General features: G+C 72.3%; 28 protein-coding genes. 1 reads left to right on the forward strand and 27 read right to left on the reverse strand.

Features of this window, described 5'->3' with window-relative positions:
- Positions 1 to 59 precede the first annotated feature (59 nt).
- The 27 genes from OG871_RS40555 to OG871_RS40685 all read right to left on the reverse strand — a co-directional run bounded on the left by OG871_RS40555 (position 60) and on the right by OG871_RS40685 (position 19,464).
- Positions 60 to 1,193 carry a hypothetical protein gene (locus OG871_RS40555; protein ID WP_331727480.1) on the reverse strand — a complete coding sequence of 378 codons (1,134 nt, stop codon included), beginning with the start codon at positions 1,191 to 1,193 and terminating at the stop codon, positions 60 to 62.
- Positions 1,190 to 1,357, reverse strand: a complete 168-nt coding sequence (locus tag OG871_RS40560; RefSeq protein WP_331727482.1) for a hypothetical protein — start codon at positions 1,355 to 1,357, stop codon at positions 1,190 to 1,192. The genes OG871_RS40555 and OG871_RS40560 overlap by 4 nt, the downstream gene beginning before the upstream one ends.
- 85 nt (positions 1,358 to 1,442) lie before the next feature.
- Positions 1,443 to 1,799 (reverse strand): hypothetical protein, encoded by a 357-nt coding sequence (locus OG871_RS40565; protein ID WP_331727485.1) that lies wholly within the window; start codon positions 1,797 to 1,799, stop codon positions 1,443 to 1,445.
- A gap of 53 nt (positions 1,800 to 1,852) precedes the next feature.
- A complete protein-coding gene (locus tag OG871_RS40570) occupies positions 1,853 to 2,206 on the reverse strand; it encodes a hypothetical protein (RefSeq protein ID WP_331727486.1) in 354 nt (117 codons plus the stop codon).
- Between the two features lie 82 nt (positions 2,207 to 2,288).
- The gene (locus tag OG871_RS40575) at positions 2,289 to 2,690 is read right to left on the reverse strand and encodes a hypothetical protein (RefSeq protein ID WP_331727489.1); all 402 of its coding nucleotides are present in this window, start codon (positions 2,688 to 2,690) and stop codon (positions 2,289 to 2,291) included.
- A 143-nt stretch (positions 2,691 to 2,833) separates the two neighbouring features.
- On the reverse strand, positions 2,834 to 3,190 hold the full coding sequence (locus OG871_RS40580) for a hypothetical protein (protein WP_331727491.1): 357 nt from the start codon (positions 3,188 to 3,190) through the stop codon (positions 2,834 to 2,836).
- A 140-nt stretch (positions 3,191 to 3,330) separates the two neighbouring features.
- Positions 3,331 to 5,562 carry a hypothetical protein gene (locus OG871_RS40585; protein WP_371503570.1) on the reverse strand — a complete coding sequence of 744 codons (2,232 nt, stop codon included), beginning with the start codon at positions 5,560 to 5,562 and terminating at the stop codon, positions 3,331 to 3,333.
- Between the two features lie 394 nt (positions 5,563 to 5,956).
- Positions 5,957 to 6,124 (reverse strand): hypothetical protein, encoded by a 168-nt coding sequence (locus OG871_RS40590; RefSeq protein ID WP_331727497.1) that lies wholly within the window; start codon positions 6,122 to 6,124, stop codon positions 5,957 to 5,959.
- Between the two features lie 328 nt (positions 6,125 to 6,452).
- Positions 6,453 to 6,929 (reverse strand): hypothetical protein, encoded by a 477-nt coding sequence (locus tag OG871_RS40595; RefSeq protein ID WP_331727500.1) that lies wholly within the window; start codon positions 6,927 to 6,929, stop codon positions 6,453 to 6,455.
- A 106-nt stretch (positions 6,930 to 7,035) separates the two neighbouring features.
- Positions 7,036 to 7,458, reverse strand: a complete 423-nt coding sequence (locus tag OG871_RS40600; protein ID WP_331727503.1) for a DUF6573 family protein — start codon at positions 7,456 to 7,458, stop codon at positions 7,036 to 7,038.
- 146 nt (positions 7,459 to 7,604) lie between these two features.
- Complete coding sequence (locus OG871_RS40605; protein WP_331727506.1) at positions 7,605 to 8,024, reverse strand: hypothetical protein; 420 nt, start codon at positions 8,022 to 8,024, stop codon at positions 7,605 to 7,607.
- A 470-nt stretch (positions 8,025 to 8,494) separates the two neighbouring features.
- Positions 8,495 to 8,833 carry a hypothetical protein gene (locus OG871_RS40610; RefSeq protein WP_331727509.1) on the reverse strand — a complete coding sequence of 113 codons (339 nt, stop codon included), beginning with the start codon at positions 8,831 to 8,833 and terminating at the stop codon, positions 8,495 to 8,497.
- A gap of 110 nt (positions 8,834 to 8,943) precedes the next feature.
- Positions 8,944 to 9,603, reverse strand: a complete 660-nt coding sequence (locus OG871_RS40615; protein WP_331727512.1) for a hypothetical protein — start codon at positions 9,601 to 9,603, stop codon at positions 8,944 to 8,946.
- Between the two features lie 165 nt (positions 9,604 to 9,768).
- Positions 9,769 to 10,278 (reverse strand): hypothetical protein, encoded by a 510-nt coding sequence (locus tag OG871_RS40620; protein WP_331727514.1) that lies wholly within the window; start codon positions 10,276 to 10,278, stop codon positions 9,769 to 9,771.
- A 153-nt stretch (positions 10,279 to 10,431) separates the two neighbouring features.
- Complete coding sequence (locus OG871_RS40625; protein WP_331727517.1) at positions 10,432 to 10,896, reverse strand: hypothetical protein; 465 nt, start codon at positions 10,894 to 10,896, stop codon at positions 10,432 to 10,434.
- A 252-nt stretch (positions 10,897 to 11,148) separates the two neighbouring features.
- Positions 11,149 to 11,736: a hypothetical protein gene (locus tag OG871_RS40630; RefSeq protein ID WP_331727519.1), complete on the reverse strand. Its 588-nt coding sequence runs from the start codon at positions 11,734 to 11,736 to the stop codon at positions 11,149 to 11,151.
- Positions 11,737 to 11,806: 70 nt separating this feature from the next.
- Positions 11,807 to 12,715: a PP2C family protein-serine/threonine phosphatase gene (locus OG871_RS40635; RefSeq protein ID WP_331727522.1), complete on the reverse strand. Its 909-nt coding sequence runs from the start codon at positions 12,713 to 12,715 to the stop codon at positions 11,807 to 11,809.
- Between the two features lie 166 nt (positions 12,716 to 12,881).
- On the reverse strand, positions 12,882 to 13,913 hold the full coding sequence (locus tag OG871_RS40640; RefSeq protein ID WP_331727525.1) for an ArdC-like ssDNA-binding domain-containing protein: 1,032 nt from the start codon (positions 13,911 to 13,913) through the stop codon (positions 12,882 to 12,884).
- A gap of 200 nt (positions 13,914 to 14,113) precedes the next feature.
- Entirely contained in the window at positions 14,114 to 14,491 is a 378-nt protein-coding gene (locus tag OG871_RS40645) for a DUF6409 family protein (RefSeq protein WP_331727528.1), read from the reverse strand.
- A 130-nt stretch (positions 14,492 to 14,621) separates the two neighbouring features.
- Complete coding sequence (locus OG871_RS40650) at positions 14,622 to 15,494, reverse strand: hypothetical protein (protein ID WP_331727530.1); 873 nt, start codon at positions 15,492 to 15,494, stop codon at positions 14,622 to 14,624.
- A gap of 129 nt (positions 15,495 to 15,623) precedes the next feature.
- Complete coding sequence (locus OG871_RS40655; RefSeq protein WP_331727533.1) at positions 15,624 to 15,968, reverse strand: hypothetical protein; 345 nt, start codon at positions 15,966 to 15,968, stop codon at positions 15,624 to 15,626.
- Positions 15,969 to 16,070: 102 nt separating this feature from the next.
- The gene (locus OG871_RS40660) at positions 16,071 to 16,379 is read right to left on the reverse strand and encodes a hypothetical protein (RefSeq protein WP_371503571.1); all 309 of its coding nucleotides are present in this window, start codon (positions 16,377 to 16,379) and stop codon (positions 16,071 to 16,073) included.
- Between the two features lie 210 nt (positions 16,380 to 16,589).
- On the reverse strand, positions 16,590 to 17,489 hold the full coding sequence (locus OG871_RS40665) for a hypothetical protein (RefSeq protein WP_331727538.1): 900 nt from the start codon (positions 17,487 to 17,489) through the stop codon (positions 16,590 to 16,592).
- A 106-nt stretch (positions 17,490 to 17,595) separates the two neighbouring features.
- A complete protein-coding gene (locus OG871_RS40670; protein WP_331727540.1) occupies positions 17,596 to 18,051 on the reverse strand; it encodes a hypothetical protein in 456 nt (151 codons plus the stop codon).
- A 345-nt stretch (positions 18,052 to 18,396) separates the two neighbouring features.
- The gene (locus OG871_RS40675; protein WP_331727543.1) at positions 18,397 to 18,543 is read right to left on the reverse strand and encodes a hypothetical protein; all 147 of its coding nucleotides are present in this window, start codon (positions 18,541 to 18,543) and stop codon (positions 18,397 to 18,399) included.
- A gap of 91 nt (positions 18,544 to 18,634) precedes the next feature.
- Complete coding sequence (locus OG871_RS40680; protein WP_331727546.1) at positions 18,635 to 19,009, reverse strand: hypothetical protein; 375 nt, start codon at positions 19,007 to 19,009, stop codon at positions 18,635 to 18,637.
- An 89-nt stretch (positions 19,010 to 19,098) separates the two neighbouring features.
- On the reverse strand, positions 19,099 to 19,464 hold the full coding sequence (locus OG871_RS40685; RefSeq protein WP_331727548.1) for a hypothetical protein: 366 nt from the start codon (positions 19,462 to 19,464) through the stop codon (positions 19,099 to 19,101).
- A gap of 459 nt (positions 19,465 to 19,923) precedes the next feature.
- On the opposite strand from OG871_RS40685, the gene OG871_RS40690 reads away from it, so the two are divergent.
- Positions 19,924 to 20,376 (forward strand): hypothetical protein (locus OG871_RS40690; protein WP_331727550.1); only part of this gene is annotated, 453 nt, incomplete at its 3' end.

The following is a 20,376-nucleotide window of genomic DNA, read 5'->3' on the forward strand; positions in this document are numbered from 1 at the left end:
TCCGATATCCCGGCGGGGCCACCCGCCCGGACAAGAGAAAGACTACCATAAATAAAGCATCAATGGGGCTGGTGAAGCCACTCCCTGTACTCCTTCGCTAGCGCCCGGCCGCCTTCCGCGAACCGCCCCGACGCCCGCCTCGCCCAGCGGGCCGCATGCTCCGCATTCGCCCGGTCGTACCTTCCCGACCAGGCATCCGGATGGGCCGGGTCGGACACGATCCGCGCCAGTTCCTCGGCCAAGCCGGCGATCTCGCCCATGTCCGCCGCCGGGTCCGCGCTACGCCCCTCCTCCACGCCTGCCAGCAGCACCAGGGCTCGCCTGGCGGCCTCGGCGCAGCCTTCGACGCGGGACAGCGACGACAGCTCGTCACCGACGTTCAGCAACCGCCGTTCCGTGTACTCCTCGGGGTGCAGCACCCGGAACGGGGCCGGCGGCAGCTCGGCCAGCGCGGTGGCGGAGGGTCTGGCGAACCGGGGCAGGCGATCCCCGAACAGCACAGTCCCCTCCGAGGGGCGGTCCACGTCGGCCAGCTCCAGCCGGAACGACACCCGTCCGTCCCGGTGCTCCTCCCGGCCGGTCACCCGCCACGGTCGGCCCCACGCCGGGCCGTTCTCCGGACCTGCCAGACGTACGACGTCCAGCACCTCGAACACCTCACCCGCCGCCGCGGCAACCCACCCGGGCGGCGCCGCCGCCCGCCGCTGCCGCTGCACGGCAGCCGCCTCCCGCGCGTCCACCGCCTGAACCACGGCGTCGGCCGCCTCCCACTGGCTGCCCCACAGGGTCCGCTGTTGCGCGCCGTCCACCAGGCACCACCAGTCGCGACCATGGCCGCTGCGCCACACCTGGCCGCAGGGCCGCCCGTCGACGGCCACCGGGCGGCGGCCGTCCGCGTCGCGCCGGCCGATCCTGGTGCGCGCCTGGCGGGCCAGCAGCCGTTCGTGCTCGGCGGCGGCCCGCGCGGCCTTGGCGCGTTCGTGCTCGCGCCGGGTCTGCTCCCGGGTGAGGGCGCCCCGCCGGTTGCCGATCTGTCTGAGGATCTCCCAGGGGACTGCGCGTCCGCCTCCCGGGCCGTGCTGGTAGTCGTCCAGCGCCCGGAGTTCGGCGGACAGTGCCTCGTCGCCCAGTTGCGCCGGCGGGGTGTCGCCGACCGGCGGTTCCGGCCGGCTTCCGTGTTCCGCAGCGCTCACCGGGTGCCCGCCTCGTGGGGGAAGGCGCCCGGCTCGGCGGTGGCCATCACCTGGTATCCGTCGCCACGGAGGGCGGCCTCCATCAGGGCGGCGACGTCGCCGGCCTCGGCGATGCTGCCCAGGTTGGACACGGACATGTCGCGATTCACGTAGTGGGTGCTCACGAAGTCTCCTTGAAGGAATGGGAGTTGGGCCCGCCGCGCGGGCAAGCGCTCGTGCGGCGGGCCGGGTGGCCGACCAGCGGGGCGGTCAGTCCTCGGCGGGGCCGCAAGCGCCGAGCGCGTACCGCCAGACCCAGGAAGATCCGTCGACGTACAGGCGCGGGAAGTCCCAGATGTCCTGTCCGGCGGCCCCCATGTACCGGACCTGGTCGAGGGGGATGCCGGGCATCTCCACGTCCACGGCCCGTCCGTCGGCCAGGTCGAGCCGGAAGGCGTAGCGGCCGTCTCCGGAGTCCCCATCCGGGGTCGCGGTGCAGACGGCGACGGTGGTTCCGAGGCCGGCCAGGTCGGCGACGAACTGGGTCATGTTCTCGGCGGCGGCGGCGGCGGTGGTGCGGTCGGTGTCGGGGACGGGCCCGGACCCGGCGTTGATGATGACGTGCATGGAGTCCTTGTGCTGCTGGGCGGCCGTAGGGCCGGCGGCGGGTGGCGGCGGAGCTACCAACGGATCTGGATCAGGTACCGGCCGGGAGGGATCAGCCCCTTGCAGGCCAGGTCGCTGAGGACGACCTCCGGGCGCGGGTCCTGGCCGGGCCGTCCGGCCTGCCACGCGGTCAGCTTCTCCTGGTCGTAGGGGTCGAGCCCGGGGCGGCTCACCAGCGGGGAGGTCGGGTCCTCCGGGTCCTCGAAGCCGCGGTGCTCGGTGACCGCGTCGGCGGCGTGGTCGTCCCCGTTGCGGGCCTCCAGAGCCGCGTGGGTGCAGTAGGGCGTCCCGTACACCTCTTCGACGAACCGGTCGAGGTCGCTGGCGCTGACGACGTGCAGGGTGATGGTGGTGGTGTTCAGGGGCATGACGGTGTCCTTGCCGAGAAGGGGATGGGAGGGCCGCCGCCGGGCTCCGGGTGGCTCCGGCGGCGGCCTGGGAGCCGGATCGTCAGTACCGGTACCCGGTGACGATCCAGGCGCTGCGCAACGCCTTCTTGAGGCTCTCGCCCGCCTCGTACCACTCCCCGTGGCTCGCGTGCCACACGGCCTGATTCAGGAGTCCCACCAGGTGCTGGGCGTCGCGCTGCTCCGGATTCGGGAGGCTGATGCACGTGGCGGGGAGGCTGTTCCAGAGCTCCATGAGCTTCCCGGCCGCGGTCTCGGGAGCGGGGCCATCGCCGACCGGCCATGGGGTGGGAGCGGGTTCGACACCGGCGTCGCGGAGCTGGCTTCCCGTGCCGGGCTGGGCCACTTCCAGGATCTCGGCCACCGTCTCCACGGCGGCGGGGAACAGGCTGTGGTACTCGGCCTTGCGGTCGGACCACGGCCAGGGGTCGCGGGGGTTCGTCACGGTTGATCGTCCTCTCGGAACGGTTCGATCCCTGCCGGCCGCCATCCGGCCTGACTAGAGAAATACTACCACGGAAATGGCATTTTCGGGGTGTGGCCCCCTGGTGCGGGCGCGGCGCCTGCCGCCGCGCCCGCGCCGCTCGGTCACGTCCTGATGAACACCTTCCCCTCGGCGTCGATCCCGTGGGAGTCGCCCTCGTCGTCGTGTCCCGCGTGGTCCAGCAGGAGGCTGTCGGCGGTCGACTCGCGGCCGTAGGCGCGCAGGAACGCGCAGAACGCCTCCGCCTCGCCGCAGGTCAGTCCGGCGGAGCTGTCGCTGACGTCGTAGAGCAGGTAGCCGTCGCCGACCGTGTCGGCGAGATCCTGGGCGGCGCCGACCATGGCGGGGGTGATGGTGGCGTGGTCGGCGCCCCCGCAGTGCGGGCAGTGCAGGGGCCCGGCGGGGTTGTCGACGGCGGTGATGGCGGAGCAGTTCGTGCAGTAGGCGGCGGCAGCAGCCATGGTCACGCACCCTTCGGAGTTCTTGTGATCTTCACGGAGGTCCGCCCCGAGGGTCAATCCGGGGCGAACCTTCCGACAAGAAAAAGAATACCACGAAAAACGCACCCATGGGGGTGTGCGGCCGACCCCCCGACGTACCGTCAGGCCTGCACCCCCCGGCCGGTCACCTCCACCCGACCGGCACCGCCGACCAGCTCGCCCAGCTGCGCCGCCGCCCCCTCCTTCGTCTCGGTGGCCATGACGGACAGGACATCGCTGACGGTGGGCTTGATCCGCCCGCCGCGCGGGCCGGACCGGCCGTCGGCCCACTTGGCCAGGCTGTGATGCTGGCTGACGCCGTACCGGCCGTCGAAGCCCAGCCAGAGCAGTTCGAACACCCACCGGCCCTGACCGGTCGTCCCGCTGATGCGCACGACCAGCATCCGCCCGTCGGTGCCGGTACGGCACGTCATCCGCCAGCCGCCCCGGGCCGCCGCCGCCCAGAGCTCGCCGACCGACCGCGGCACCGGATGGACCGGCTGCCACTGCCCGCCCTCGGCAACCGGCGCCATGGTCCCGGCGGCCGCCCGCTCCCGCGCCGCCAGCCGGGCCTGGACGGCGTCCCGCTCGGCCTTCGCCAGGGCCGCACGCTCGGCCTCCTCGGCCGCCGCGGCCGTCCGCCGCTCGCGCCGCTCGGCGTCGTCCCGCTCCTGCCGAGCCCGGTCGGCCGCCGCCTCCTCGGCCTGGGCCGGGGACATCCGGTGCACGGGCACCTCCCGCGCGACCAGCCCCACGGGGCCGCTCACCCGGAAGCGGCCCTGGCCCAGGTATGCCGCGATCCGGCTCGCGTACCGCACCGCCCCCGCCTCGTCGGCGTCCGGCTCCACCCACACCTGCGCGCCACGGGCGAACCGGCCGCGCCCGTCCTCCTGGCGGCCGGCCGCATCGGCGCCCAGCCGGGCCAGTGCGTCGCGCCGGGCCCACTCGGCCGACTCCTGGTCTTCCCCGGCCTCCCGGGCCGCTGCGTACACCTTCTCCGCCGCCCGGTACCGGGCGCTCTCCTCGGCCTTCAGCGCGTCGCGAACGGCGGCGTGCCGGGTCTGCCGGGCCCGCAGCGCGTGGTCGACCAGCAGCAGCCGGCGCAGCGCCCCCACCTCCTGCACGGCCCCGGCCTTCTCCCACCGCTCCAGGATCACGAGGTCCTGGAGCACGTCCAGGGACAGCCACACGTTCCACCCGCGTCCGACCAGCGCCGACCACACCCGCACCGCCACCTGGTGGCCTTCGCCGGTCCGCCGCCGCGCTCCCGGCTCGTACAACGCCCGCCCGCGCAGCGACTCCTCCTCCAAGGTCCGCGCCCGCTCCTGCTGCGCCTGGGCGTCGTCGCCGTCTCGCAGCAGGGCGGCGGCGGCCAGGCCGAGCGCGTATACCGCCCGGTTGGTCTCCTCCTCCAACGCCGCGTACGCGCCGAGCTCGGCGCGCGGGTCGCCGCCCGGCCGGAAGGCGTCCCACCCCTGCAGGAAGGTCCACCCCGGCCGGCTGTTCTCGGTCCACCACCGGGCGAAGTCCCGGGCGGGCACCTCGTACGCCTCGATGACCGCCAGAGCGAACTCCTCCGGGCCGCCGTCGGGGTGCTGCGCACGCCACTTGGTCTCCTCGGCGTCGTCCGCGGCCTGCTGTGCGGCGACGTAGGGCACGCACTCCGCGTCGGCCTCCGCGCCCAGCGCGACCGCCCGGGCCTTCTGGGCGGCCATCGCGCACACCTCGGCCAGGACCCGCGCCTCCTCGGCCAGCTCGAACGCCTGGCGGGCGCCGGCTGACCGCGCCTCGGCGGACAGCGTCTGGGCGGCCTGCGCCGCATCGTCGGCACGGCCCAGCTCCATTGTGACGGACGCCAGAGCGTGCGCCGCCCACGCCACGCCAGCGGCCTGCTGCTCCTGGAGCCGGCTGTGGACCTGCCGCACTCCGGACGCCTCCCGGGCCGCCGCGGCGGCCTGCTCCCGGGCGTCGTGCTGCCACCACAGGGTCTCGCGGCCGTGGTGGGTGAGGTCGGTCTCCTCACGGGTCATGTCGATCATGCCCGGTGCGAAGGTGCCCAACAGATGGCCGACGTCCCGCCAGCCGAACGGGTCGGCGATCGGCCGGCCGTCCTTGCGCAGGCTTCCGTACCGCCAGCGCAGCCCGTTCGCCTTGTCGGCCTCCCACAGACAGAAGATCTCGACGGCCTGGGACCCGCGGCCGTCCTTGACACGAGCCTTCAGGGTGACGCTCGCGCTTGTGGGGGCCGTCTCCGTGGTGACCTTCCAGCCGCCGCCGGCGGCGCGTTCGGCCAGCCGGGCGGCGTTGCGGGGGAGGGGATGCTCGGTGGTGGGTGCGTCGTTCGGGGTGTTCACGGTGGGGTGCCTTTCTGCGGCGGTGACGTGCGGTTCGAAGGCCGGGCGGGAGCCGCCCGCCGGCCGGGTCATCCGGCATGCCGGGGTGTGTGTCGTTGTGGTGCTGGTCAGCTGTCCGGGCGGTGGGGGTGGACCGGCCGGGCACGGGAAGCGAGTCGTTGGGCGCAGAACCGGTCGCACGTCGTGCCCGGCCGGTCCGGGTCCCGCAGCGTGGCCCGGACACCTCGCCATCAAAAGGAGAGGTGTGCCCGGCTCCGGTCCTGGTGCGAACCGGCGATGCTGCGGGACGGTCAGGGCGGGACAGGGGCGGCGCGGTGCGCCGCTGTCCTCGAAGATTCCGTACCGCGAGACGGGGGAGCGGGCCGGGTTCGGCACCCCGCCGGTCCCCCGGCGCTCAGGTGAGGCGGTTGGGGTGGGCGGAGAAGTGGAGCACGGCGGGGCGGCCCGTTCCGGGATGGGCCGCCTGGAAGTCGGCCATGGCCCGCTCGTAGAGCTCCTGGTGGGTGGGGAGTTCGGTGTACCCGCTGATGAACCGGATCGTCGTTCTCCCGGTACTCGACATCCACGACCTTGGACAGTGTGATCGGCGAGCCCTCCGGGCCCACCGCCGTGAGGAGGAGATGGAACTGGGCGGTCGGGGGGCCCTGCGGGATGGTCCAGCCATCGAAGCTCATGGCGTACTTCCTTCCTGTAGCGGTTCAGGCATTCCGGTCGTCCCACCCGGCCTGACATGAGAAATATTACCAGAGATATGGCATCGTGTCGAGCTGGCCAGCACCGGCAACGCGGGGCCCGGCAGGGCGCGGCAGCGGCCGGCGAACAGACCGCGGCCGGCGGTCCCGGCCCTGACCGCCCGCTCAACAACGGGCCGTCAGGGACGGGATCGTCCGTCAGATCGAATCGGGGCCGTAGAGCGCCCGCCACACCTCCTCCTCGGCTGCGCAGAACCCGTTCTTGTCCAGCTGGTGCCCGCACCGGCAGCGGCGGTCGCTGCCGTAGCGGCAGCGGCACGGGTTGATATCGGCGACGGGGAAGAACCGGCTCCGCAGGTCGAACCCGAACATGTCGTCGTAGGACCGACGCGAGATGAACTCCTCCACGGTTCCCCGCCACGCCTGCCCAGCGAAGTACTCGCGCGGGTCGTCCCCGAACGCCACGTACAGGTTGTGCCACCAACCCTCGTCCGTCGCGCACCACTTGGCGGGGGTCGCCCGCCACAGCGCGGCGTTGGACACCAGTCGCCCACCGGGCACCCGCGTCAGCAGGGCTTCACCGTCCACGGTCGGACGGATCTCGAATCCGCCATCCGCCTTCGGCATGACGCGAAAGACGTTGTCCCACGCGGTGACGGCCTCTGAATTCTGCACAGCTGACCTCCAGTTGCAGTGGATCGTGTGTGGCCCGGGCGGCCGCTCGCGGTCACGCCCGGGGCTCTGTGGTGGGGCGGGCCCCTCCGGCCCACCCCACGCGGCGCTAGTCCTCGTCCGGGAACATGATCGTCATCACCGGCTCGCCGTCGTCCCCGGGCCCGGCCGCGATGGTCAGACGCACCTCCCGCTGAATGCCCGGGGACTCGACCTTGTGGAAGGCGAACCGGAAGGGCACCGCCAGCGCCCCGCCGTCCCCTCGCCGGGCCGCCGCCGCGATGGCCGTGTGCGCCGTCCACAGCAGCTCATTGAGCCGCCCGGCTTCCATCACCTCGTCCTCGCCCCACGCCACGCACCGACCGTGCACGGTCCCCGTCACGGCCACCGGCCACCGGAGGCCGGCCCTGCGCTGCGCCTCGGCGGGCACTTGGACCAGGACGCCGTCGGCGATCGCCTCGGCGCGGGAGTAGGTGTGGATCGGTTCTCCGAAGAGCGCGATCATCGAATCGATCGTGGTCTCGCTGGTCATGTGACCCTCTCGCTGCGGTTCGATGCCTGCCGGAAGCCATCCGGCCTGACAAGAGAAATACTACCACGGATAAGACATGAAAGGTTGTGTGGAAGGCCTCTCTCCTGGCGTCGACCTGGGCCCGGGCCCCATGCCCTGCGGGCCGGTCAGCCGGGGATCCGCCAGGCCTGGGTGAGGATCGCCTGCAGGTCCTCGGCCATCTTGTCCGCCTCGCTACCGTGAACGCGTTCGTAGTCCTCGACGACTCGGGGCTCCGTGTCGAGCGGCAGGGTGTCCCCGGCCGGCAGGCGGGCGAGAAGCCGCATCGCCAGGCAGGCGGCGGCCGGTCCCAGCGGCCCCTGGACACTTCCCGCCGACACGGAGGCCAGCAGCTCGGCATCGGTGGCCGGCCTCGTGTCCTGCCCCGCTGCTACGCGCTCCAGCAGCTCCCGCACGTGCGCCCGGTACAGCCGCGGCGCCGACTCCACCGGTTCCGTGTGCTGCATCAGGAGAAAGGCGTTCCAGATCGCCCCTTGCTCCTTCTCGCCGTGGCGCTCGCGCGCCGCCGCGATCTCCTCTTCGACCATCTCCCAGGCTCCGACGGCTGTTGCCGTTTGCTGTGCCAGGGCCCCGACTGCCTGAGTGAACCAGGTGGGGACGGACAGAGTGCTGTTCAGGGGTACTCCCAGGGGTTGAATCGCACTACGGCGGGCGGTCCCGCCGGAGGGGTTGCGTGTGGGGTGGGGTCGTCGGCGGTCGTCGGCGTTGCGCCACAGGCGCTCGTCAAGCCGCTTGGTCGCGCGGCGGCGCTGCCGGCGGATTCGGGCGCGCTTCTGGCCGTGCTGGCGGGGGCCGGGGCGGCCCTCGTCGGGCCAGCCCGGTACGCGGCGGTAGTTCAGGACGGACGAGCGGCCTCCACCGGTTGGGTGGCTCCCCGCGTCGGTTCAGTCGGGGGCCACGGTGTCCGGCCGTCCCCGTGGACCGGCTCGTGGGTGAGGGGCGGCTGGTGGTCGCCGTGGTCCGCATCCTGGCCGTGGAAGTTCCCCGCCGGGCCGAACTACCCCTGTTCGGCGCAGAGTTCGCGGATCTTGGCGGCGGTTCGGGCGCCGACCTCGGACAGCGTCTCGTCCTCGTCCTCGTCGTGCACGTACACCTCGCCGGTCTCGCATACGTCCCCGGCGGTCATGCGCAGCAGCAGCAGGTGGACGTCCGGATCGGCGCTGAGAGCGGGCTCGAATGCCGCGCGGGTGCCGTCGGCGTGGTGGAGCGTCGGGAAGTTGCCCCGGTCGCTGTGGTGCCAGGAGGGGCCGAGAAGGTGGGCGACGTGGGCGGCCAGGTCGCCGAGTCCGAAGTCGGTGGCGGTGAGGTCGAGCTTGGCGGACTGGGGCGCGATCACGGGTTCCCCCTGGGGGTACGGTTCGACGTGCCGCCGGGGGCCACCCGGACTGACATAGGAAATACTACCATGGATAAAGCATTATCGGTGGCGCATGCCCGCCGCAATGCTCACAGCCGGGCGGCCGCGCGCTCCAGGATCCGCCAGACCGCGAACGGGTCTCCGGCCGCGCTGTACGGCCGGACCTCAGCCGTCCCGCCGAACCGCCGGGCCACCAGGGCGGCAGCATCAACGAGCTCACGCTCATTCGGCCGGGTCGGCGCGGCCGGCAGGCACAGCAGCAACAGCGACCACCGGCCGTCCGGCTTCCGCTCGGGCCGGAACCCCCACTCCTCCTCGAACTCCGCCCAGCGGGCCGCGGCTGCGGCCGCCGGGTGACCGGCCAGCGGCGCCCGGTCGACCCGGGTGCCCGGCGCACGGCGCAGCTCGGTGATCCGGGCCGGCTCCTCCCACAGGAACTCGGGCGCCTCGGCATCCGGCGGCCCAGTCGCGGTCCACACCTCCGGCCCGCCCGGGGAACCGGCGACGCGCAGCGGCAGCTGCACGCCGGCGACGACCATGGTCGTCGCCTCGGGGGTGCGCCGTATCCAGGCCTGGCCGGCGCGGCAGGCCTCGAAGTCCGCGCCCGGACTCCAGCTCGGCGCCTGGCGGAAGGTGTCCGCGGGGAAGGTGATCCGGACCGCGACCGCGCCGGCGTCCGGGTCGCTGCCGGTGGGGTCCCAGGTCCGGAGTACGGCGGACTGGATGCTCTTCTGAAGAGTGCGCTTCATGGCGTTCTCGCTCTCGTTGATCCCATGGGGGACTGTGTGGTGGAGGGGCTGAGTGCCCGGGGGAGTCCGGACTGCCCCGGGGTGGTGAATCGCCTTGGGGGTCTGCGTGTCGGTTGCGGTGGACCGCCCTGCCCGTCGCCCCGGCGGGGCGGCCGGCCGGCACGGCTAGCGGCCCTTGAGCCAGCCCATGCTGTGCGGGATGTGCCGGTGGACGGGCCGTGTGGCGCTCATCAGGTCGAGGGCGTAGGTGGTGCCGCCCGTGAACGGCTCGCCCTCCCACTGGACGGCCGCGTCGTAGCGGTTGCGGATGGCGATCGAACCGCGCTGCCCGGATCGGGAGCCGGCGGTGGCCCAGAACTCGGCGCCGGTGTCGAACGCCTCGTGCGGGGCGCGGCCCAGGTCCCGGACCTCGGCCCACAGTCCGTCGAACGTGGACTGCTCGCGGGTGCTGGTGAGGATGCGCTGGCGGATCTGCTCGGCGACGGTGCGCTCGGCGATGCCCTCGACGGCCAGGCGCATGTTCCGGCTGGCACACCAGCCGCCGTAGGCGACCTGGAAGCGGGGGAACTTCACCTCCCAGGCGTCGGCGGTGGGTTCCTCGCAGGTGAGGCGCACGTAGCCCAGGTGGGCGGCCTGGTCGTAGTGGTTCTCCCACCAGAAGGTTGTCGGGTTCATGCGAAGTACGCGGGACATGGCGGCCTCTCTCGGCTCTGGGCGGTTCGGGAAGTTCGGGGGCCGCACGGTGCCCCGTGGGCGGCCCGGCCGGCCGTACGCGGCCGTCGGACACTGAAGCGGGGCGGGTGATGCGTCACCCGCCCCGGGGCCCGGTCAGTCCTGTCTGCCGCAGGTCGCGCAGGGGGCCTCGCCCAGCCCGGCGGCCTCGCGCTCGATGCGGGCCTTGTAGCGGTCGGTGAGCCTGTACACCCGCTCCCAGCTGTCGGCGGTCCACAGTCGGCCGCGCTTGGCGGCCGCCACCACCGATTCGACGGCGCCCTGCATGGTGTCGGACTCCGCCACGCCGGGGAACCCGGTCCACCAGTTCGACCCGTCGACGCTGCCGCGGTTGATGATCGCGAAGCCGACGCCTCGCGCGTTGCGAACCTCCATGCCGAAGATCAGGCGGCCGTCGCCCTCCCCGCGCACCCGGGCGATGACGGCGGCGCCGGCGATGACCATGTGCTCCTTGCGCTCCGGCAGGGCCTCCAGTGCCTCGTAGTCGGCGACGAGCGCCGTCCACTCCTCCTTGGTGTAGGTCCCGGCGGGGGTGGTCACGTAGGCCCTGGTGGCGGTCATCGCGGAAGTCCTCTCGGTCGGTGGGGCGGGATGCGTGCGGTCCGATGCCAGCCGGAGCCACCCGGACTGACAAGAGAAAGACTACCACAGAAACAGCACCCATGATGTTGTGCGGCCCTTGCACCCCGGCGGCGCCGGCGCCGGCCGCCCTGGAGGGTCCGGCCGGCGGTGCGCCGTGCGGCGGGGCCGGCCTCCCGACCGCTGCGCCCCGCCCCTCGGCGGGGGCCGGGCTCGGCGGCCCGGCCCCCGCCGTCAGGGGCGGACGGGCGGCGCCTCGCCAGCGAACGTCGCCTTGGCACGGCGGACGAACCGGCGGACCAACGCGGGGGCGTCGTGGGGGAAGGCGCCCCACCAGTCGCCGCCGGGCTGCGCGTCGTTCGGGCCGTCGCCGACCAGTTCCCAGCCCAGGCTGTCCTCCATACCGACATACAGGGTCCGCCGTCCGGCCCGGGTGTTCAGCTCGACAGCTGCGCAGAACAGGCCGTGGCCCACCAACTGCAGACCGGCCGGGATGCCGTCGGCGACCAGGGCTGCGGCCACCAGGCGGGCGCGGTCCTCCTCGGGCAGGTGGGCCGGGTGCAAGGTCCAGTCGGCCGGCGTACCCCACTGCGTGACCTGGAGCTCGCTGGGGCCTCGGTCTGCGGTGCTGGCGACCGTGAGACGCACGGCCGGGCGGGCGAGTACCGCGCCGTCACCAGCCGGTGAGGGGATGCGTACCACCTCGATGTCCAGGATGTCCGCGTCACGGACGTGCGGGCCGGGGAAGTGGCCGGCGCCGGTCTGGTAGGGGTCGGTCTGGCCGGTGTAGGTGAACGGCGCGGGCGGGGGCGTGGCGGGCATGGACTGAACTCCGTTGGCTGGCGGGAGATGACGGCGGACGGGTAGCGACCGGCGGTGGCCGGGGCGGCACTCAGGCGGCCCTGTGGATGCGGCGGCCGGGCGGCTGGCCACAGGTACGGCAGCGCGTCAGCGCGCGGCGGGCCCAGACCGGGTGAACCCTGACGGGGTCCGCCGGGTGGGGCGTCTCCTCGGCGGCGTCGCAGCCGGGGCAGCCGTCCTGCATGAGGACGGATCCGTGCGCGCAGTGAACCCGGCTGGTGCTGGCGGCCGGGGCCCCGGCGGGCGGGAAGTCGACGACCATGCACGTCGCGTTGTCCGTGCCGCCCAGGCGCAGCGCCAGGCGCACCAGGTGCTCCGCGCGGTCGGCCGGGTCCCCGCCGCCGAGTGCGGCGGCCAGATTGTGAGCGGCGTCCTCGATCGGCTCGTAACAGCCGTCGGACGCGAGCAGCAACCGGGAACCGGAACGGTCATGGACTGCGGTCCAGTCCGGCGTCAGGGCCTCTCCGGCCGCGCCGTGCCCGAGACAACGGGTGACGATGTTCCGCGCCCACCGAGGGGAGGGAAACCCGGCCGCCTCGAACTGCGCCCGCTGGTTGTGATCGGCCGTCAGGCGCTGCAAGCGGCCGTCGGGGCTCAGCAGGTAGGCGCGGCAGTCGCCGATCCATGCGACGCGCAACAGCTGGTCGGGTCCGGTGACGGCGGCGACGGCGCAAGCTCCGGGGGCGCTGGCCTGCCAACCAGGCTGCGCGGTGATCTCCTCCTGTACCTGGGTGATGGCCTCGTGCGGCTGGAGGCTGCGCGCGGTGAGGTCGGCCAGACGCCGGGCCTGAGCGCGGGTCCAGGCCCGGACGGTGTCGCTGGAGCCGATCCCGTCGAGCAGGACGTAGGCGCGCCCGCCGTCGTCGGTGGCCCGGGTGGCGGTGGCGTCGCACTGGTGGGAACGGGGGCCGATCTGCTGAGCGGTGGCGTGGGGGGGCACGGGGTCTCTCCAAGGTGGTCGGTGTTCGGGTCCCTGGGGCGCGGCGGCGGGCCGGGGCCTGGGCGGGGCGCACGTGGCGGCGCCTTGGCACCCCTGTGCCGTGGCGGTGACAGGTGCGCGGGTCGGGTGGGGGTGGGGCCCGGCCGGGCCCCACCCCCACCGGCCGCTACGCGGTGGCCAGAGCGGGCGCCTGGGCGGCCACCATGGCGGCGGCGGCCTCGGGGCTCTCCCGGAACTCCAGGAAGGCGCGGAACGCCTTGCGGACGGTTTCGGCGGTCGCGCTGAGCATCTGGCGGACCTCCTTCGAATCGCCTCCGGCCCACTCGCCGATGTACGGCGCAACCTTCACCGTGGCGTCGACGCCGTAGAAGGCGGCGATCATGTGCGCCACGGAATCGGCCTCCGTCTCCTTCTCGCCCCGGTGCAGGAAGTACCCGGCCGGGTCCTCGGTGTGCCCCAGAGCCACGTGCCCCGCGACCTCGTGCGCCAGGGTCACGGACGCCTGGGCGGGCGTCACCTGGTCACTGATCCGCACCGTCTTCGTGCTCGGCTGCGCCCACCCGCGCGCCGCTCCGGTGTGCCCGGTCTCCACCCGGAAGCCGTGGTGAACGGCGTACGCCTCCAGGGTCTGCCACATCTCGGCGGGGGCCGCGCCCGGCGTGTCCGCCCCGAACGCCTTCACCGGTCCGGCCAGGGCGGGGGTGATGAAGTAGGTCCCGCTCTTGGGGTTGTGCTGCCACATGGGCTCGGTCTGGCTGGCGTCGAACACCGGCACCAGCTTGAACCGGATGTAGGTCTTCTCGTTCCCGTCCTTGTCGGTGGCGACCTTGCCCGTCTCCTCGTCCTTGCGCTTGCCCGTCATCGGGGCGTTGATCCGGATGGACTTCTCGCCCTTGATGACCTGGCGGCCGCGCTCCTGCCACTGGTTGTAGCTGCACACGGCCGTGGCCTGCGGGCACTGCATGAGGATCATGAAGATGTTGTTCGCCGAGTACCGGCCGATGTCGGTCGCGGACGCCTTCGCCAGCTGCGCCAGCATGGCCGTCCAGCCCTCGGACGTGACCAGTTCCATCACGGCGGCGGCCAGCTGCTCGTGCAGGTCGTTCTCCAGCTGCTCGCGCTTGGCGGTCGCCTCGGCCTTCTCGGCGGCGGTGAGGCTGCTGCGGCGTGCGGGGCGCTTGGTCGCGGTGCGGGCCATGATCGGTCTCCTTCGGTCGTGACAGCGGTTCGGTTGTCTTCCGGGAGCCACCCGGCCTGGCAAGTAAAAGACTACCATGGATAACGCATCATGTGAAGCGCCCACCCCACCCGGACGCCACCGCACCTCGGGCCGTACACCCCTGACCCCCCGTTGGCGGGGCGCCGGCAACCGGCCGGACCGCCCCGCCGGCGGACCGGTCAGCCGCGCCGCTGCGCCCGCTTGATCACCTCCAGGATGCTCGCCTGCTGCCACACCTCGGCCGCGTCGGCGAACTGGTGGGATCCCCTCACGATGCGGCGCAGGATGCGCTCTGACTGGTCGGCGAGCGGGCCCCGGACGGTGATCTCGTGCGGGAAGCTGAGCGACACCGTGGCGTCGTCCCCCTGGCGGGCCGGGCCCTTGGTGTAGAACCACACCCGGTACGGCGCTGTCTCGCCCGTGCCGAACCGGCCAAGCACCACGGCCCGTGCCTGGCCCAGCTTCCGCCCCTGCCGGACGTGCTGGCACCGGATGATCGTTCCCGGCGGCAGGGCCTTCGACGGCGCCTCGGTCGCGGTGGTGGTGAGCTCGGGCATGGGAACCTCTCGGGTCGCGGGAACGGTGGGTGCCCCGGGCGGTGCCCGCCGGCGGCAAGCGGGGCGGTGCCGCCGGCGGGGTCGAGTTGTGCGGGCCGGGGGCGCGCTCAGAGCGCGCCCCCGGTGGGATTCAGGCGATGGTCAGGGCCTTGCGGGGCCGCTTGGCGAACCCGAACGAGGGGTCCTTGGGAGAGGGCTCCACGTCGGCGGTGAACTTCACCCGCTTGCCCTGGAGCTCGCTGGCGGTGCCACCGCTGATCACTCGGGTGAGGGTGGCCGGGACGGTGCTCCACACCCGCCACCCGCCGTCGCCGCGAACGAGCATCTTGTACCGCCCGCCCGACCCGTAGTCCGTGTCCTCGTACTTGGCGAGGATGATTTCCCCGGTGATCTCCAGGGCCTTCCCGGTGGGCACCGGAGCGGCTGCGGCGGCCTCCTGGGCCCGCCGCGCGGCCTCCTCGGCGCGGCGGCGGGCGTACTCCATGCACCGCTCCACCGCCGCCTCCTGGCGCTCCGTCATCGGCTCCAGCCGTGCGACCTGGCGCGCCATGTCGACCACGAAGCTGCTGTCGTGCGGCCCGTCGGCAAGGTAGGCCAGCAACTCCGCGCGACCGGGCCGGTCGGTGCTCCAGTCCGTGAACTCCCGTTCGGCGCGCGCCCGCTTGGTGGCGGCCCTCTTCGCGCGCTTCTCCTCCTCCTTGGCGACGCGGGCGCGGTAGGCATTGACCGCCTTCTCCGTCTCCTCCCGGGTGGACTGCGCCCCGAACGACTTGCCGTGGTTCTCTCCGCCACAGGAGCACGAGCACGACGGCCCGAACGCGTTCATGCAGGCACCGTCGCAGGACTCGTCGCGGGTCACGGCGTACAGCCGCTCACTCCTCAAGGAGGTGCCGCACTCCGGGCAGGGCGGGTTCGGCGTTTCCGTCCGCACGGGGCGGGCGCACTCGGCACACCGCGCCAGGAAGTAGGGGGTGGGCTTCGCGTCGATGATCATGCCGGTCATGTGCGGATTCCTTCCGGGGGCGGTTCGATTGCCTTCCGGGAGCCACCCGGTGCGACATGTAAAAGACTACCATGGAAAATGAATCCATGGGGTTCGGGGGCCGGCCTTTCGGGCCGGCCCCTCTGTAGGTCACTCCTGGGAGCGGCCTCGCTCCAGCCACTCCCTCTTGGGCACGGTCGTCCCGCGATCGTGCTCCGGCCACCCCTTGAACACCACGCGGACCTGTGCCCAGTACGGGTCGTCCCACGGCATGTTCGGGCACACGTGGCGGTTCACGTCGTCGTACGCCTGTTGGTGCGCGATGTACGGGCTGGGCGCGAGCTCGCGGCGGATCAGCGCGGGCCATGTGGGGTCGGCCGGATGGAACAGCACGACCGTGTATGGGCGCAGCTTGCTGGATGCCTCGTCCAGGGCGCCGGCGAGCCGGGCCAGTCGGCGCAGCTGCCGGGCGGCGGCGAGAAGGCGGTGAAACATGGTGGGGACTCCCTTGCGGCGAGAGGGGGGTACGGCTGCCTTGGGTTGCGGTGTGCCGGTGTGGACCGGGGGCGGGCGCCGCGCGCCCGCCCCCGGTGCTTGTCAGGTGCAGTCCAGGCCGCAGCTCAGGCACACCTGAACCGCCCCGTCCGCGATCCACACACCCTGGTCGGTCGTGTCCAGGCACTCCTCCGGGCGCGCGGTCGCCCACGGGCTCTCGCCGTCGACCAAGACGACGTACCGCCCCGGGTGTACGGGCGCACGATGGCGGCCGTGGCCGTGGCCGGTGACGGCCTCCACTCGGTAGGAGAGCCCGGAGGGAAGCTCTCGCCCGGGGGCGGCCAGCGCGCGGACCTCCGGCCGGGAGGCGGCCATTGGCTTGGGTGCGTACAGCCCGGTCTTCGTCGCCATGATCAGCATTCCTCTCGTCGTACGGTTCAGGTGTCTTCCGGGAGCCACCCGGCCTGACAACAAAAAGAATACCATGGATATGGCATTCATAGATGGGGTGCGCCGCCGGGTCTCGGCGGCGGGGCGTCGTGCTCCCCGCGGCCCTTTCGGGTGCCCGCTCCGCGGGGCCGGGGCCCTCCTGCGGCCAGCCGTGGCCCGGCTGGCGACCGGTCAGCTGGTCCGCGTACGGTGCTGCGTCCGGGCGGCCCGGTAGTCGGCGGCCCTGTCCGCCAGATCGAACAGCTTCTCCGCCTCGGCCGGGCTGACAGCCTCCCACTCGGCGCCCTCAAGGGCGGTCCACGCGTCGTCCACCAACTTGGTGATCATGGCCGAGATGCCGGCGACCCTCACGCCGGGGTTGAACCCGTGGAACACCGCCACCTTGTCCCAGAACGACCCGCCCTTGACGGCGCCGTACATGGCCAGGGTCCGCCGGGCCTGGCGACGGCGGGATGCCCGCTCGGTGGCAACCAGGGCGGCCCGCGCCGCCAGCGCACGCTCCTGGGTCTTCCTCGCCCCGCTCAGCTCGGCCTGCGTCGCCGACTCGTCCTCCACACCGCACGTGTTCAGGAAGGCGTCCGTGTACTCGGTGAGGACGCTCATGGTCCGCGCGTCGCCCTCGACGACCAGGCTCCACGACCGGCCGCGCTGGACCCTCCGGCCGCCCTGGACGGCCAGGCGCAGCGCGAGCGACCTCGGGTCGTGGTCGTCGTCCCCCGTCATCGCGTTGGTGCCTTCAAGCCACTCGGCGAACGAACCGGGCACGCTCACCGTGGCCACCGGGCGCGGGGCGGCGGCGGGCGCCGCATCCGGCTGCGCCACCTGCTCCGCGACCATCTGCTGGGCCCACGCGTTCACATCGGTGACGTCAGCGGGCAGCTCGTACGGCTCTCCGGCGATGCCCCCAACGAACAGGTAGGCGGTGCGCCCGGCGGGGCCCTCGACGACGACCGTGACGCGCTTGCCGTCCAGGCGCAGGGGCCGGGCCATGGCCTCACGCCAGCCGCGAGTGCCGGGGGAGGCCGGCTCGTAGGCTCCGGCGAGGCTGCTGGGGGTCTGGGTGCTGGTCATGGTCTCTGTCCTCTCGTCGTGCGGTCCGGGCGCCTTCCGGGAGCCACCCGGCTTGACAAGAGAAAGACTACCATGAATAACGCACTCTATGGGTGTGATCCACGCCTCACACCACCGGATTCTCCGTGATCACCGCCATGATCCGGCGCACCGACGGTGCGTCATGAACCCTCGGTGCGGCGGGCGTCTGCGCCGTCCCCGACCGGAACAGCCGCACCCTGCCGGGCGCAGCACCCCACGAATGCCACGTGTGCTTGTACTCCCACCGCAGCCCGAACCGCCGGGCCTCCTCGTCCTCGGCGGGCCGACCGACCGTCACCGTGTAGAACGGCGCTCCGTCACTCGCGCGGGCCCACTGCTCCAAGACACGCCACCCGTGGGCGCGGGCGTGCTCCACCAACCCCCGGCCGGCCTCGGGCGCCTGGTACCCCGCCGGTGGCACCGCCAGCAACTCCACCAGCCGGGCCCGCAACGCCTCCAGCCGCTCCGCCTCCTCCGGACTCCGCTCGCGGATCCGCCACAGCGCACTGAACTCGGCCCGCGCCTGGTCCAACTCCGACATCTCGCCGACCTCCTCTGATGACGGGCGGGGCGCAGCGCCCCACCCTGCCCGCTCGTCCCCGGGGCGAACCGCCCGTCGGGTGCGCCCCCGGCAAGGGGGCGCAGCACTACGCCTTCTCGTACTTCTGGGGGCGGGGGCTGCGCCCTCCTGCCTCGGCCTGGCGGCCGATGCTGCCCCGGTTGGACTGCCGGGCCCTCCTGGGCGCGGGCGGGGCGGCTGACGCCGCTCCGCTTGGCCCGGCGCTGCGCGCCTGCTCCCGGCCACTGGCGGGCCCGGGGTGGGGCCGGGAAGCCCCGGCCCCACCCCGGCTCCGGTCAGCCGCTACGAGCCCCGGTGAGTGGCTTCTTAGCCGCGCGCGGGCGGGGCCTTGCTGGTCTCGACGCTGTAACTGGCGCCAAGAGTCATCAGCTGCCGGATGTAGGTGGAAGCGGCCTGCTCCCCCTCGGCGACGTGGACGGTCCGGCCCTGGTCGGACGTGATGACGTAGAACATGGCTGCTCCTGGATGAGTGGGAAGCGTTCCGCAGGTGGCCCAGGGGGGCGGGGCGGGACTCCCTTCCCGCCCCGCCCCCCGGCGTGCTCGGTCAGCTGCTGAACGCCACGTCCTGCGCGGCGAACAGGGTGGGGGCCTCTTCGGCCACAGCCGGGGCCACGGTGGGCGCGGCTGCCGCCTTCTTCGGGGCCGCCTTCTTCCGGACCGTGAACGCGGCGTCGGGGGCGTGGAACGCCACAGTGCGGCCGATCTTGAGCGTCCATCCGGCGGCCTTGAACGCCATCATCACGTGGGCGAGTGCCTGGGTCTTGGCGCGGCGGGTGAGAGAGTCAGCCAGCGTGACGCTGACCTGATCGGCGGTGTAGGAGAACTGAACTCGCTCGGAAACGCCCTGCGGGAGCATTTCCATCGCGCTGGCAACCACGGTGTTGGCGGCGGCGACAACGGCGGCAGCGGTCTTGTTCATGATATTTCTCCGATTTCGTGGGAAGGCTTTTAGAATGGGGACTTCTGAATGCCGGGGAGTGGAGTTCCCACCCCCCGGCGGAGGCACTGTCAGGCGGCGGTGAGGGCCAGCAGCCGGGCGCGGGTCCGCTTGTAGGCGGGGTTCCGGGGCGCGTACCGCTCGGCGATCTGGCGGACCTGCGCGGGGGTGTACTGGGTGGTGGGCACCTCGGTCCGCTTCCGGCCGCCGCCCTGGATGGTCCGGGTGGCGATGCTCCGGGTCCCCTCGATGCCCAGCTTCTTCGCGACGCTGCGCAGGCTGTTCGCGCATCCCTCGGCCGTGGGGCGGTTCATGTCGCTGGCGGCCAGCGCGTAGGTGGCCAGGGAGCGGGGGCGGTGACCGAAGGTCTTCGCCAACTGACCGGCGCGGCGGCGGTTGCGGATCATCCCTGCGGCCTTGCGAGCGCTGCGGTTCATGCTGTCCTCCATGCTCTAGCGGTTCGAGTGTCTTCCGGGAGCCACCCGGCCTGACAAGAGAAAGACTACCACGGATAACGCATCCTGCCAACACTCGGGAGGGTCGGCGTCGGCTCGGCGGGGACTCCTGACGTAGCTCCTGACGTAGCTCCTGGCCTACCTCCTGACGTAGCTCCTGACGCCACCACCCCCGGTCCGGCTCACGGAGGGCATACGCCCAGCTCAGGGCGGCAACCAAGGCTCCCGGAAATTCTGACAACCCTCTCTGTGCGCCCCTCTCTTCTCTTTGGTGTGGTGGGTGGTTGGGGCGTTGGTTGGGTTGGTGTGCCCTGCGGGGCTGTTTGTGTGGCCCTGGCGGGCCGGGCGGCCGGGCGGCCGTCGCTCCCCGCGCGCGCGCGCGCGCGCGCGCGCGCGCGCGCGCGCGCGCGCGCGCGCGCGCGCGCGCGCGCGCGCGCGCGCGTGTTCTTAAAAAAAAAAAAAAAAAAAAAAAAAAAAAAAAAAAAAAAAAAAAAAAAAAAAAAAAAAAAAAAAAAAAAAGAGAGAGAGAGAGAGAGAGAGAGAGAGAGAGAGAGAGAGAGAGAGAGAGAGAGAGAGAGAGAGAGAGAGAGAGAGAGAGAGAGAGAGAGAGAGAGAGAGAGAGAGAGAGAGAGAGAGAGAGAGAGAGAGAGAGAGAGAGAGAGAGAGAGAGAGAGAGAGAGAGAGAGAGAGAGAGAGAGAGAGAGAGAGAGAGAGAGAGAGAGAGAGAGAGAGAGAGAGAGAGAGAGAGAGAGAGAGAGAGAGAGAGAGAGAGAGAGAGAGAGAGAGAGAGAGAGAGAGAGAGAGAGAGAGAGAGAGAGAGAGCGCGCGCGCGCGCGCGCGCGCGCGCGAGAGAGAGAGAGAGAGAGAGAGAGAGAGAGAGAGAGAGAGAGAGAG

It is taken from the genome of Kitasatospora sp. NBC_00374 (assembly GCF_041434935.1).
Lineage (GTDB): Bacteria > Actinomycetota > Actinomycetes > Streptomycetales > Streptomycetaceae > Kitasatospora.

Excerpts from the sequence above, each read along its gene's own strand:
- OG871_RS40640 (WP_331727525.1), bottom strand. The coding sequence starts at position 13,913 with ATGGCCCGCACCGCGACCAAGCGCCCCGCACGCCGCAGCAGCCTCACC.
- OG871_RS40580 (WP_331727491.1), bottom strand. The coding sequence starts at position 3,190 with ATGGCTGCTGCCGCCGCCTACTGCACGAACTGCTCCGCCATCACCGCC.
- OG871_RS40660 (WP_371503571.1), bottom strand. The coding sequence starts at position 16,379 with ATGGCGACGAAGACCGGGCTGTACGCACCCAAGCCAATGGCCGCCTCC.
- OG871_RS40685 (WP_331727548.1), bottom strand. The coding sequence starts at position 19,464 with ATGAACCGCAGCGCTCGCAAGGCCGCAGGGATGATCCGCAACCGCCGC.
- OG871_RS40615 (WP_331727512.1), bottom strand. The coding sequence starts at position 9,603 with ATGAAGCGCACTCTTCAGAAGAGCATCCAGTCCGCCGTACTCCGGACC.
- OG871_RS40600 (WP_331727503.1), bottom strand. The coding sequence starts at position 7,458 with ATGACCAGCGAGACCACGATCGATTCGATGATCGCGCTCTTCGGAGAA.
- OG871_RS40570 (WP_331727486.1), bottom strand. The coding sequence starts at position 2,206 with ATGCCCCTGAACACCACCACCATCACCCTGCACGTCGTCAGCGCCAGC.
- OG871_RS40680 (WP_331727546.1), bottom strand. The coding sequence starts at position 19,009 with ATGAACAAGACCGCTGCCGCCGTTGTCGCCGCCGCCAACACCGTGGTT.
- OG871_RS40655 (WP_331727533.1), bottom strand. The coding sequence starts at position 15,968 with ATGTTTCACCGCCTTCTCGCCGCCGCCCGGCAGCTGCGCCGACTGGCC.
- OG871_RS40625 (WP_331727517.1), bottom strand. The coding sequence starts at position 10,896 with ATGACCGCCACCAGGGCCTACGTGACCACCCCCGCCGGGACCTACACC.
- OG871_RS40630 (WP_331727519.1), bottom strand. The coding sequence starts at position 11,736 with ATGCCCGCCACGCCCCCGCCCGCGCCGTTCACCTACACCGGCCAGACC.
- OG871_RS40565 (WP_331727485.1), bottom strand. The coding sequence starts at position 1,799 with ATGCACGTCATCATCAACGCCGGGTCCGGGCCCGTCCCCGACACCGAC.
- OG871_RS40605 (WP_331727506.1), bottom strand. The coding sequence starts at position 8,024 with ATGGTCGAAGAGGAGATCGCGGCGGCGCGCGAGCGCCACGGCGAGAAG.
- OG871_RS40665 (WP_331727538.1), bottom strand. The coding sequence starts at position 17,489 with ATGACCAGCACCCAGACCCCCAGCAGCCTCGCCGGAGCCTACGAGCCG.
- OG871_RS40620 (WP_331727514.1), bottom strand. The coding sequence starts at position 10,278 with ATGAACCCGACAACCTTCTGGTGGGAGAACCACTACGACCAGGCCGCC.
- OG871_RS40645 (WP_331727528.1), bottom strand. The coding sequence starts at position 14,491 with ATGCCCGAGCTCACCACCACCGCGACCGAGGCGCCGTCGAAGGCCCTG.
- OG871_RS40650 (WP_331727530.1), bottom strand. The coding sequence starts at position 15,494 with ATGACCGGCATGATCATCGACGCGAAGCCCACCCCCTACTTCCTGGCG.
- OG871_RS40590 (WP_331727497.1), bottom strand. The coding sequence starts at position 6,124 with ATGTCGAGTACCGGGAGAACGACGATCCGGTTCATCAGCGGGTACACC.
- OG871_RS40670 (WP_331727540.1), bottom strand. The coding sequence starts at position 18,051 with ATGTCGGAGTTGGACCAGGCGCGGGCCGAGTTCAGTGCGCTGTGGCGG.
- OG871_RS40675 (WP_331727543.1), bottom strand. The coding sequence starts at position 18,543 with ATGTTCTACGTCATCACGTCCGACCAGGGCCGGACCGTCCACGTCGCC.